Raw genomic sequence first — 12,474 nt, 5'->3', positions numbered from 1 at the left:
TTATGAAAATAATTTCATGAAGGTTTTTAATGTCTTTAATTTTCCTTTATAAGGAGCATACCTCATTGGTAGATCGAGCCAATTATAACGTTTTGTTACTCCTTTTTTGTGTGAAAACAACTCAAATGTTTGCTTGCCGTGATAACTACCAATTCCGCTTTCTCCAACACCACCAAAAGGTAAATTGTGATTTGCAAAATGTACGGTTGTATCGTTAATGGTTCCACCACCAAAAGAATATTTGGCAATCATTTTATTTGCAAATTTTTTATTTCCAGAAAATACGTAAAGCGCTAAAGGTTTTTCGTAGTTGCCAATTATTTTTTCTAAATCTCCTTCAGTTTGATAAGAAATCACAGGAGAAATTGGGCCAAAAATTTCACCTTTCATTACTTCGCTATCCAAACTCGGTTCATCAATTAAAGTCGGAGCAATATAATTGTCTTCTCGGTTTGTTTTTCCGCCAACTAAAAAGGTTTCATTTTCTAACATCTCTGCTAATCTATCAAAATTGCGTTGATTTACAATTCGTGGATAATCGTTGGAGTTCTCAGGATTTTCTCCATAAGCGTTGGTGACTTCTTTCTGATAATATTCAACAAATTTTTCTTTTACAGAAGTATGAATTAACAAATAATCTGGAGCAATACAAGTTTGTCCGCCATTGATTAATTTCCCCCAAACAATTCTTTTTGCTGCTAATTTAATATTGGCAGTTTCATCAATAATACATGGATTTTTCCCGCCCAATTCTAAGGTAACTGGAGTTAAAAATTGTGCAGCAGCTTTTGCCACAATTTTACCAACTTGTACACTTCCTGTAAAGAAAATATAATCCCAACGTTGATTAAGTAATTCTGTAGAAACATCCACACCGCCTTCAACAACACTTACTAATTTCTTATTGAAAACTGACTCGATAATTTCTTTGGTTATTTTACTGGTGTTTGGTGTTAATTCTGATGGTTTTACAACAGCAGTATTTCCTGCTGCAATTGCACCAATAAGCGGAACTAATGCGAGTTGATATGGATAATTCCAAGGAGCAATTATTAAAATAGTTCCGTAAGGTTCTTTGTAGATTCTACTAGAAGACGGAAAGTTTAAAAATGCAGGCATCACGCTTTGTGGTTTTGCCCAAGCATTGATGTTTTTAATGGTTCTTTTGAGTTCAGAAATTACAATGGAAGTTTCTGTCATTACACTTTCGTATTCCGATTTTTTAAAATCTACATACAGCGCATTTACAATGTCTTTTTCTCTTTTAGTAACTTCTGAAAGTAACCTTTTTAAAAGTTTTTTTCTGTTGGAAATGTCTTTGGTTTGTTGCGAAGCAAAATATGTTTTTTGCTCTTGTACTATTTGCGGAATATTCATAAATCCTATTGTTCTTTTAGTTTTGTATGCATCACCGAAAACCATAATGGAGGTACTAATGCTAAGATGACCATTCCTGGATAACCTGTTGGCATTTGTGGGCTTTCTGGCAACGATTTTAAAATTTGATAATGCTTGCTTCCGTTGTAATGATGATCTGAATGACGCGATAAATTAAACAACATTAATTTACCAATGACATGATCTGAGTTCCAAGAATGTGTTCTTTTTACTTTTTCGTACCTGCCACTTTCAGATCGTTTTCGCAAGAGTCCGTAATGTTCGATGTAGTTTACACTTTCTAATAGTAAAATTCCAATTACTGATGCAATTACAAAGCAAATCAGCACAAATGTTCCGAAGAAATAAAAGATGGATGAAAGTAAAATGAGGTTTAATAAAGTATAGATAACCATTCTGTTCTGATAATGAAACCAACTTCTGCCAGAAAGTTTTAAGCGCTTGTTTTCTAATTGCCAAGCTTGTTTGTAGCTTGTAAAATGAGAGCGAATCCAAAAGCTATAAATAATTTCGCTTTTTCTAGCAGTAGCCGCATCTTTTGGAGTGGCAACGTTAAAATGATGGCCTGCATTATGATACGGTAAAAAATGAGTGTTTATAGAACTTAATAATAAAATTTCACCTAAAAACTGGTCAAATCTGTTGTTTCTGTGACCTAATTCATGTCCCACATTTATGCCAAGTGTTCCAGACATTAATCCCATTCCAAAGAGTCTTCCGATCAATTCAAAAGTGGTTAAATGAGGTTCTTGGATTGCATAAAAAAACAAATACAAAAAGTACAATTGCACAGGAACAGTTAAATATAAAATATAGGTGTACATTTTATTTTCTTTTTCAATTTGCTCTTGTTCTTTGTTAAAATTTTCTGGTGTTGGTTTAAATAAAAACTCTAAAACAGGAACAATTCCGAAGAATAAAAATAAAGGTAAAAAAGTGTACCAGCCATTCATGGTGAATGAAAAATATACGCTAATTGGTAATGTAAAAACGGTAAGAAATTTTAGGCTTTTCATTTAAAAATTGATTTCAGCCTAAAGATACAAAATTAACTGCACGAATCCCAAATAGGATCTTTTGATAAAGGAGCAATTACAGAAATTTCTTCTTTGCTTACAGGATGAATAAAATTTATTTTTCGTGCATGTAAATGAATACTCCCATCTTTATTACTTCTGTTAAAACCATATTTTAAGTCGCCTTTTATTGGTGATCCAATTGTAGCTAATTGACACCTAATTTGATGATGACGACCGGTTTCTAAATCGATTTCTAACAGCGAATAATTATCGAGTTTTTTGATGGTTTTATAATGTAAAATGGCTTTTTTACTTCCACCAATTTCTTTAGAATAGGCTGTGGATTTATTATTCTTCGGATTTTTTTTTAAGAAATTAATTAAGGTGTCTTGTTCTTTTGTTGGTTGATTTTTTACAACTGCCCAATAGGTCTTTTTAATGGTTTTATCACGCAACATTTTATTTAAACGTTCCAAAGCTTTTGAAGTTCTTGCAAAAATAATAATTCCACTTGTTGGTCTGTCTAATCTGTGGACAACTCCTAAAAAAACATCGCCAGGTTTGTTGTATTTCTTTTTGATGTATGCTTTGACAACATCACTTAAGGGTTTGTCACCTGTTTTATCACCTTGAGAAATATCTCCAGCACGTTTGTTTACAATAACAATGTGATTGTCTTCATATAAAACTTGCAAATTTTCTTTGGTAGATAACATGGCTGTTATTTGAAGTTGTCAGCAACATCAACGTTTACAGTATCAATAAAATCTAATAGTTCTTTTCTTCCAAGACTTGTTGATGAAGATGTTAAAAATGATTCAGGAAGTGTTTCCCAATAGGTAAGTAATTTCTTTTTGTAAGAGGCAATTTGGTTGTTTATTTTAGAGTTACCTAATTTGTCTGCTTTTGTAAAAACGATGCAAAACGGAATTTGATTTTCTCCTAAAAACTGCATAAACTCGATGTCAATTTTCTGCGGATCGTGTCTGCTATCAACCAATACAAAAGTGCAAACTAGTTGCTCTCTTTCTTTAAAATAGTTTTCTATAAAATGCTGAAAAATAGTTCTTTTCTTTTTTGAAATTTGCGCATAACCATAACCAGGTAAATCCACTAAAAACCAAGATTCATTTATTTTAAAGTGATTGATTAATTGTGTTTTTCCAGGTTTTCCTGAAGTTTTTGCTAAATCTTTTCGCTCCATCAGCATGTTGATTAGAGAAGATTTACCAACATTAGAACGCCCTATAAAGGCGTATTCTGGAATTCTGTCTTTGGGTGCATTTGTAACATTACTGTTACTCATTACAAACTCTGCTGATTTGATTTTCATGTGAAATTAAATATTTCTAGAAGTAAGCCAAGCGTCTAAAACTTTATTGAATTCTTCTGGTCTTTCCATCATTGCTGCATGTCCGCATTTTTCTATCCAAAACAAATCAGAATCCGGTAAAAGTTTATCAAAGTCTACTGCAACTTGCGGTGGAGTTACTTTATCGTGTTTTCCCCAAATCAAACAAGTTGGTTGATTCATTTTAGGCAAATCTTTTGCCATATTATGTCGAATAGCACTTTTGGCAATAGCTAAGGTTTTAATCAACGAATTCCTGTTGTTAATTACTTCGTACACATCATCAATTAATTCTTCTGTTGCTATCGCAGGATCATAAAAAACATCTTGTGCTTTTTTAGTTACATAACCTCTGTCGCCTCTTTTTGGGTAGCTGTCTCCCATTGAGTTTTCGTACAAGCCAGAACTTCCTGTAAGTACTAATGCTTTTACTTTTTCTGGATAATGCTTTGTAAAATATAAGCCAATGTGTCCGCCTAAAGAATTTCCAACTACTACTACTTTTCCGAGTTTTTTATACTCGATAAAATCGTTTAAAAACTTTGCTAAATTTTTGACGTTTGTTTTTAAAATTGGCAATGAATAAAGAGGTAATTCTGGAATTAAAACTTTGTACCCATTTTTAGAAAAATGATTAAAAGTGGCATCAAAATTACTTAATGCACCCATTAGCCCATGCAATACAACTATTGCTTGTCCTTCACCTGCTTCTGCGTACGTAAACTTACCTTCCGTAATTAAGTTTTCTGTCATGGTCTAAATTGATTTTGACTTTGGAGCAAATGTAGTTTTTTTTTAGGACATATGCATTTTTAACACAATGCCTAGAATTCTAAACCTATGTATTAAAGGGTCAATATTTTAGGTAAAAATGAATTTTTTATAATAAAGTGGTAAAAAGTGGTAAAAAGTGGTAAAAAATTTCTATTTTTGAAAATCGAACTAAGAGGTAACTAGAAATTAATGAATCTAATTGGTACATACGAATGCAAGGCCGACGCTAAAGGAAGAGTGATGTTTTCATCGGCTCTAAAGAAGCAGTTGTTGCCTGTTGTATCTGAAGGATTTGTAGTGAAAAGAGCGGTTTTTCAATCTTGTTTGGAGTTGTATCCTATGAAAGAGTGGAATTTGATGATGGATAAAATTAACAAGTTAAATCGGTTTGTAAAAAAGAATAATGATTTCATTAGAAGGTTTACAGCTGGTGTAAAAGTGGTTGAGTTAGACGCTTCTGGACGATTATTAATTCCGAAAGATTTATGTCAATTTGCTGGTATAGAAAAGCAAGTTGTACTATCATCTGCGGTGAATATTATTGAAATCTGGGATAAAGATAGGTATGAGAATGCAATAGATGATGCTGCTGTTGATTTTGCAGAATTGGCAGAAGATGTAATGGGAAATACTGATGCAGATGAGTTATCATGATCCGGTTTTATTAAAGGAAAGCGTTGATGCTTTAGATATTAAAGAAAACGGAATTTATGTTGATGTTACGTTCGGTGGCGGTGGTCATTCTAGAGAAATATTAAGTCGTTTAGGGAAAGACGGAAAGTTGTTTGCTTTTGATCAAGACCCAGACGCGCAAGAAAATAAGATTGATGACGAACGTTTTGTTCTGATTGCAGAAAATTTTAGACACATAACAAGGTTTTTAAAATTTTATAGAATAAGAAAAGTAGATGGAGTTTTAGCTGATTTAGGAGTTTCGTCACATCAATTTGATGAAGCAGAAAGAGGTTTTTCTACTCGATTTGACGCAGATTTAGATATGAGAATGGATCAGAAATCTAAAACATCTGCAAAACATATTGTAAACAAATATTCTGAAGAACGATTGTCGGATGTGTTGTTTTTATATGGCGAATTAAGAAGCGCAAGAGCGTTAGCAAAAGAGATTGTTGAGGCAAGAGTAGAGGCAGAAATTGAAACAAGTTTTCAATTAAAAGAAGTGTTGAAGAGGCATTTGCCTAAGGCAAAAGAACATAAAATTTTAGCTCAGATTTATCAAGCTATTCGAATAGAAGTAAATCAAGAGTTAGAAGTATTAAAAGAATTTTTAAATCAAATTCCAGATTTGTTAAAAGAAGATGGAAGATTAAGTGTAATCTCTTATCACTCTTTAGAAGATAGATTGGTAAAGAGATTTATAAGAACAGGATTATTTAGTGGCGAGCCCAATAAAGATTTTTATGGTAATACAAATGAACCCTTAAAAAAAGTTGGAAAGTTAATAGTGCCTACCCAAGATGAAGTTAAATTGAACAACAGGGCTCGCAGCGCTAAATTAAGAGTGGCAACATTAAAATAGAATAATGACAAAAGCGAAAAGAAATATTTACGATGTATTACGTGGAAGTTTCCTTACTGATGCTTCGGCATTTAAAAACTGGCGCATTATCATTTTTGTTGTTGGCCTTTTATTATTTATGATTACTAGCGGACATAAAGCCGATGGTAAGGTTATTAAAATTGCAGAATTAAATAAGAAGAAAAGAGAGCTTAGAGCAGAATATGTTGATACAGGAACCATTTTAATGCGAATGAAAATGGAATCAAATATTCGACAGAAGGTAAAATCTAGAGGAATATTTCCTTCGCAAACGTCTCCACAAAAAATTAAAATCATCCGAAAAACGAATTAACTTTGGCAACCATTAAAAAGAGCATATTAAACAAACTATATATAGTCACTGCTTTAATGACGCTTTTTTTTATTGTTATTATTGGACGAATTGTAAATATTCAATATGTACAGGGAGATAAATACAGAAAACTTTCTGTAGAAAGTACGGTAAAAAATGATACTATTTTTTCTAACAGAGGAAATGTATATGCTGCCGACGGAAATTTATTAGCAACATCGATGTACAAGTATACAATTCGTATGGATTTGGTTGCGGTAAAAAGTACAGTCTTCGAGAAAAACATCAAAGCGTTATCAAACTCATTATCTGAACTGCTTGGCAAACCAGCTTCTTATTATCAACAAAAATTAAGAAATGCCCGTAAACGAAAAAACAGGTATTTATTAATTGCGAGAAACTTGGGGTACAACGATTATATGAAAATGAAGCAGTTTCCTATTTTCAAATTGGGTCCCTATAAAGGAGGTTTTATCACAGAGCAAAAAACAGTAAGAGTAAAACCAATCGGAAAAATTGCAGAAAGAACAATTGGTTATGATGATTATCGTGGTGGTGCAGGAATTGAAGGTGCTTTTGCAAAATATTTAGAAGGAGAAAATGGCTGGAGATTAAAACAAAAAATTGCACAAGGGCAATGGAAGCCCATTAATGATGTGAATGAAAAAGAACCTATAGATGGAAGAGATGTTATAACAACAATAGATGTTAACATTCAGGATATTACGCATCATGCTTTGTTAAGACAAATGGAGTTTTTTGAAGCAGAACATGGATCGGCTATTGTGATGGAAACTGAAACGGGAGAAATCAAAGCAATTGCAAATCTTGGGAGAACGTCAAAAGGAACGTATTACGAGAAAAGAAATTATGCAGTTTGGGAATCTCATGAACCTGGATCTACTTTTAAACTAGCAAGTTTAATGGCTGCTTTAGACGATAAAGTGATTGATACATCTACAGTGGTTGATACAGGAAATGGAGTTTTGATGCTGCACGGAAGTAAGGTTGAGGATTCTCATCGTGGAGGATACGGAAAAATATCTGCTGCACGCGTTTTTGAAGTTTCTTCAAATGTCGGAATTGTAAAATTGATTCGAGAACATTATGATGATGATCCAATGAAGTTTGTAAACAAAATGAGATCTTTTGGGTTAGATAAAAAATTAGGGATACAAATTCAAGGAGAAGGAAAACCTTTTATTCCGTACCCAGGGAACACAAGAAACCCTTGGAATAAAATTTCTCTAGAATGGATGGCTTGGGGTTATGGAGTTTCTATAACACCGTTGCAAATGCTAACATTTTATAACGCAGTTGCTAATAATGGTGAAATGGTAAAACCACGGTTTATTAAAGAGTTGCGAGTTCAAAATAAAACAGAAAAAGTTTTTGAGAAAGTAGTTATTAAAGAAAGAATTGCAAGCCAAGAAACCATAAATAAGGTTAGAAAAGTAATGGAAAATGTTGTTGTAAAAGGAACAGCAGATAATATTTATTCTCCAAATTTTTCTATGGCTGGTAAAACCGGAACTGCAAAAAAATGGATTGATTCATATACAGATAATGAGGGAAAATTTATAAAAGGGCATTATTCAAGTAAATATTATGTGGCGTCTTTTGCAGGTTTTTTTCCTGCAGATAATCCTAAGTATTCGTGCATTGTTGTAATTCATGAACCAAACAAAGAAAAAGGATATTATGGAGCAACAGTTGCTGCTCCAGTTTTTAAAGAAATAGCTCAAAAAATTTATACAACTACACCAATTGATGTACAACAAGTTACAGATCAACCAACAATTACGGGAATTGACACGAAATATCAAGACTATTATAAAAAAGTACAAAAAGAACACGATGTTGTTCCAGATGTAAAAGGGATGTCAGGTATGGATGCGGTTTCTTTATTAGAAAACTTGGGATTAAAAGTAAAGTTTAATGGTGTTGGAAATGTAGTAACACAATCAATAATCAAAGGATCAAAATTTAAAAAAGGAGATGTAATTCTCTTGAAATTATCATAAATAAATTGAAAAAATTAAAAGACATATTATATAAAGTAACTATCGAAGAAGTTCTTGGGTCAATCGATATTGAAATACATTCAATTCAGTTTGATTCTCGTAAAGTGAAATCGAATGATATGTATGTTGCGCAAAAAGGTGTAACAGTTGATGGTCATTTGTTTATTGAAAAAGCCATTTTATTAGGAGCAACCGCAATTATTTGTGAAGAATTACCAGCTGCAATTTTAGAAAATATTTCTTACATCAAAGTAAAAGACGCTAAAAGTGCATTGGCAATTTCTGCTTCAAATTATTTTGAGAATCCATCATCAAAATTAAAATTAATTGGAGTTACCGGAACAAATGGTAAAACCACCATTGCTTCTTTATTGTATCAATTATTTAAAAAAGCTGGATTTAAAGTTGGTTTACTTTCAACCGTAAAAGTTGTAGTTAACTATAAAGAATACAACGCAACACATACAACTCCAGATTCAATGTCCATCAATTCGTATTTAAACGATATGATTAACGAAGGTGTTGATTATTGTTTTATGGAAGTGAGTTCGCACGGAATTCATCAAAAAAGAACACACGGTTTACATTTTGAAGGCGGCGTTTTTACAAACCTTTCTCATGATCATTTAGATTACCACAATTCATTTGCAGCATATAGAGATGTTAAAAAAGCATTTTTTGATTCCTTGCCAAAAACAGCTTTTGCTTTGGTAAATATTGATGATAAAAACGGAACGGTAATGTTGCAAAATACCAAAGCAACAAAAAGAACGTATGCGTTAAAAACCATTGCAGATTTTAAAGGAAAAGTTTTAGAAAAAAGAATGTCTGGAACTTTATTAACGGTAAACGGAACAGAAATTTGGTCTAAACTCATCGGAACTTTTAATGCGTATAATTTATTAGCAATTGTTGGAACTGCAGAATTGTGTGGTTTAGAAAAGTTAGAGATTTTAAGACTGGTAAGTGAATTGGAAAGTGTAAGTGGTCGTTTTCAGTATACAATTTCAAAAACAGGAATCACAGCAATTGTAGATTATGCACACACACCAGATGCGCTAAAAAATGTGTTAGAAACCATTGCTGATATTAAAACAGGTAAAGAAAAGGTAATCACAGTTGTTGGTTGTGGTGGTGATAGAGATAAGACAAAAAGACCAAAAATGGCAAGAATTGCTTCACAATTAAGCAATCAAGCAATTTTTACTTCTGATAATCCAAGAACAGAAAATGCACAAACGATTATTGATGAAATGGAAGTTGGAGTTAGCGAAGAAAACCTTGCAAAAACCTTGTCGATTGTAGATAGAAAGCAAGCTATAAAAACGGCCTGTAAATTATCTGAAAGTGGAGATATTGTGTTGGTTGCGGGAAAAGGTCATGAAACTTATCAAGAAATACATGGAGAACGATTTCATTTTGATGATTTAGAAGTTGTTACCGAATGTTTAATTCAATTAAATAAGTAAGAATGTTATATTATTTATTCGAATATTTAGAGAGTCAATTTAGTTTACCAGGAGCAAGTGTGTTTCAGTTTATCACATTTCGTGCTGCTTTGGCGTTTATATTTTCGTTGTTGTTTTCAACGATTTTTGGAAAAAGAATCATCAATTATTTGCGAAAGCAACAGGTTGGAGAAACAGTGAGAGATTTAGGTTTAGAGGGTCAGGCTCAAAAATCTGGAACTCCAACTATGGGAGGAATTATCATCATTCTAGCAACCTTAATTCCGGTAGTCTTATTAGCAAAATTAGACAATATTTATGTAATCATATTAATCATAACAACCATTTGGATGGGTTTTATTGGTTTTGTAGATGATTATATAAAAATATTTAAAAAAGACAAAGGCGGTTTAAGTGGAAAATTTAAGGTATTAGGTCAGGTTGGTTTGGGATTAATTGTTGGCTCTATGCTGTACTTTCATCCAGAAGTAACCATTAAAGAACAATTACCAGTAGAACAACAAATTGTGCAAGAAAACGGAAGAAAACAAGTTTTTGGTGATGTACATAAATCTACTAAAACTACGATTCCGTTTTTAAAAGACAACGAATTAGATTATTCAAAAGCATTGAGTTTTTTAGGAGATGGATATGAAACCTACGCATGGATTATTTTCATTTTTGTAGTAGTTTTTATTGTAACTGGAGTTTCTAACGGAGCAAATTTAACAGACGGAATTGACGGATTGGCCGCAGGTTCATCCGCAATTATAGTCATAACATTAGCCGTTTTTGCTTGGGTTTCTGGGAACATCATTTTTGCTGATTATCTTGATGTAATGTACATCCCAAATTCTGGAGAAATGACCGTTTTTATTTTGGCTTTTGCAGGTTCGTTAATCGGATTTCTTTGGTACAATACATTTCCGGCTCAAGTTTTTATGGGAGATACAGGAAGTTTGACAATTGGCGGAATTATCGCAGTAATTGCTATATCAATCCGCAAGGAATTGTTGTTGATTTTTTTAGCAGGAATTTTTGTTGTCGAAAATATGTCGGTGATTTTACAAGTAGGATATTTTAAATATACCAGAAAGAAATTTGGAGAAGGAAGACGCATTTTTAAAATGTCGCCATTACATCACCATTATCAAAAATCGGGATATCACGAAAGCAAAATTGTAACGCGTTTTTGGATTGTTGGAATTCTGTTAGCCGTATTTACAATTGCAACTTTGAAATTAAGATAAATGAAAAGGTTAGCGATTCTTGGTGGAGGAGAAAGTGGTGTTGGTACAGCCATTTTAGCAAAGCAAAAAAACTATGAAGTTTTTGTTTCTGACAAAGGAACAATTGCAGAGAAGTATAAAAAAGTTCTTTTACATAATGATATTGAATTTGAAGAAAATCAACATACAGAAGCGAAAATTTTAAATGCTGATTTGGTGATGAAAAGTCCAGGAATTCCTGAGAAAGTTAAGTTAGTTCAAAAATTGATACAAAAGCAAATTCCTATAATTTCAGAAATAGAATTTGCGAGTCAATTTACAGATGCAACGATCATTGGGATTACAGGATCAAACGGAAAAACAACAACAACGCTATTAACACATCATGTGTTAAAGAAAGCAGGCTTACATGTTGGAGTTGCAGGAAATATTGGAGATAGTTTTGCGCAACAAGTTGCAGAGCAGAATTATGATTCGTACGTGTTAGAATTGAGCAGCTATCAGTTAGATGGAATTGAAAAATTCAATTCACATATTGCCATTATAACGAATATAACACCAGATCATTTAGACAGATACGAATATGATTTTAATAAGTATGTAGAGTCAAAATTTAGAATTACAAAGAATCAAACAGAAAACGATTATTTGATTTATGATGCAGATGATGAAGCAACTAATAATTGGTTAAAAGAAAATAAAACGAAAGCAACATTAATTCCTTTTTCCATAGAAAGAGAATTAGAATTTGGAGCTTTTATAAAGGGAGAAAATATAATAACGAAAATAAATACAGAAGAATTTACTATGCCACTATCAAACCTAACCTTACAAGGTAAGCACAATGTTAAAAATGCGATGGCATCTACCATGGCAGCACAATTATTAAAAGTAAGAAAGCAAACCATTAAAGAAAGCCTTTCAAATTTTGAAGGTGCAGAGCATCGTTTAGAAAACGTGCAAAAAGTAAAAGAAGTACAATATATAAACGATTCTAAAGCAACAAATGTAAATGCAACTTTTTATGCATTAGAATGTATGAATAATCCAACGGTTTGGATTGTTGGCGGAGTTGATAAAGGAAATGATTATCACGATTTATTACCATTGGTAAGAGAAAAAGTAAAAGCAATTGTGTGTTTAGGAGTTGATAATAAAAAGATTATTGAAACTTTTAGCAACGTGGTAGATATTATTGTAGAAACTGCCGGGGCAGAAGAAGCTGTTAAGGTTGCTGCAAAACTGGCTACAAGAGGAGACAATGTATTATTATCACCAGCATGTGCAAGTTTCGATTTATTTGATAATTATGAAGATAGAGGAAGACAATTTAAAAAAGCAGTAAGATCAATTTTATAAT

At 32.5% G+C, this 12,474-nt stretch carries 12 protein-coding genes; 7 read left to right on the top strand and 5 right to left on the bottom strand.

Features of this window, described 5'->3' with window-relative positions; translation table 11 throughout:
• From ACEWL1_RS01240 to ACEWL1_RS01220, 5 genes are read right to left on the bottom strand one after another with little or no spacing between them, the layout of a single operon-like run.
• Positions 1–1,377 (bottom strand): aldehyde dehydrogenase, encoded by a 1,377-nt coding sequence (locus ACEWL1_RS01240; protein WP_409232253.1) that lies wholly within the window; start codon positions 1,375–1,377, stop codon positions 1–3.
• A gap of 5 nt (positions 1,378–1,382) precedes the next feature.
• On the bottom strand, positions 1,383–2,414 hold the full coding sequence (locus ACEWL1_RS01235; protein ID WP_409231466.1) for an alkane 1-monooxygenase: 1,032 nt from the start codon (positions 2,412–2,414) through the stop codon (positions 1,383–1,385).
• A gap of 32 nt (positions 2,415–2,446) precedes the next feature.
• The gene (locus ACEWL1_RS01230; protein WP_409231465.1) at positions 2,447–3,133 is read right to left on the bottom strand and encodes an RluA family pseudouridine synthase; all 687 of its coding nucleotides are present in this window, start codon (positions 3,131–3,133) and stop codon (positions 2,447–2,449) included.
• 5 nt (positions 3,134–3,138) lie between these two features.
• The gene (gene yihA / locus ACEWL1_RS01225; RefSeq protein ID WP_409231464.1) at positions 3,139–3,750 is read right to left on the bottom strand and encodes a ribosome biogenesis GTP-binding protein YihA/YsxC; all 612 of its coding nucleotides are present in this window, start codon (positions 3,748–3,750) and stop codon (positions 3,139–3,141) included.
• 6 nt (positions 3,751–3,756) lie between these two features.
• On the bottom strand, positions 3,757–4,521 hold the full coding sequence (locus ACEWL1_RS01220; RefSeq protein WP_409231463.1) for an alpha/beta fold hydrolase: 765 nt from the start codon (positions 4,519–4,521) through the stop codon (positions 3,757–3,759).
• Positions 4,522–4,731: 210 nt separating this feature from the next.
• On the opposite strand from ACEWL1_RS01220, the gene mraZ reads away from it, so the two are divergent.
• From mraZ to murD, 7 genes are read left to right on the top strand one after another with little or no spacing between them, the layout of a single operon-like run.
• A complete protein-coding gene (mraZ, locus tag ACEWL1_RS01215) occupies positions 4,732–5,196 on the top strand; it encodes a division/cell wall cluster transcriptional repressor MraZ (protein WP_409231462.1) in 465 nt (154 codons plus the stop codon).
• Positions 5,183–6,079 (top strand): 16S rRNA (cytosine(1402)-N(4))-methyltransferase RsmH, encoded by an 897-nt coding sequence (gene rsmH, locus ACEWL1_RS01210; protein ID WP_409231461.1) that lies wholly within the window; start codon positions 5,183–5,185, stop codon positions 6,077–6,079. The genes mraZ and rsmH overlap by 14 nt, the downstream gene beginning before the upstream one ends.
• Before the next feature lie 4 nt (positions 6,080–6,083).
• Positions 6,084–6,413: an FtsL-like putative cell division protein gene (locus tag ACEWL1_RS01205; protein WP_409231460.1), complete on the top strand. Its 330-nt coding sequence runs from the start codon at positions 6,084–6,086 to the stop codon at positions 6,411–6,413.
• A 56-nt stretch (positions 6,414–6,469) separates the two neighbouring features.
• Positions 6,470–8,437, top strand: coding sequence for a penicillin-binding protein (locus ACEWL1_RS01200; protein ID WP_409231459.1), 1,968 nt, complete (start codon positions 6,470–6,472; stop codon positions 8,435–8,437).
• 5 nt (positions 8,438–8,442) lie between these two features.
• On the top strand, positions 8,443–9,906 hold the full coding sequence (locus ACEWL1_RS01195) for a UDP-N-acetylmuramoyl-L-alanyl-D-glutamate--2,6-diaminopimelate ligase (protein WP_409231458.1): 1,464 nt from the start codon (positions 8,443–8,445) through the stop codon (positions 9,904–9,906).
• A 2-nt stretch (positions 9,907–9,908) separates the two neighbouring features.
• On the top strand, positions 9,909–11,135 hold the full coding sequence (gene mraY / locus ACEWL1_RS01190; RefSeq protein ID WP_409231457.1) for a phospho-N-acetylmuramoyl-pentapeptide-transferase: 1,227 nt from the start codon (positions 9,909–9,911) through the stop codon (positions 11,133–11,135).
• Positions 11,136–12,473, top strand: coding sequence for a UDP-N-acetylmuramoyl-L-alanine--D-glutamate ligase (gene murD, locus ACEWL1_RS01185; RefSeq protein WP_409231456.1), 1,338 nt, complete (start codon positions 11,136–11,138; stop codon positions 12,471–12,473). It begins immediately after the preceding gene.
• Position 12,474 lies beyond the last annotated feature (1 nt).

Source organism: Polaribacter gochangensis, from assembly GCF_046224025.1.
GTDB classification, from domain to species: Bacteria; Bacteroidota; Bacteroidia; order Flavobacteriales; family Flavobacteriaceae; genus Polaribacter; species Polaribacter gochangensis.
Note: the sequence above shows the minus strand (reverse complement) of the source record. Positions and strands in the feature narration are given on the sequence as shown.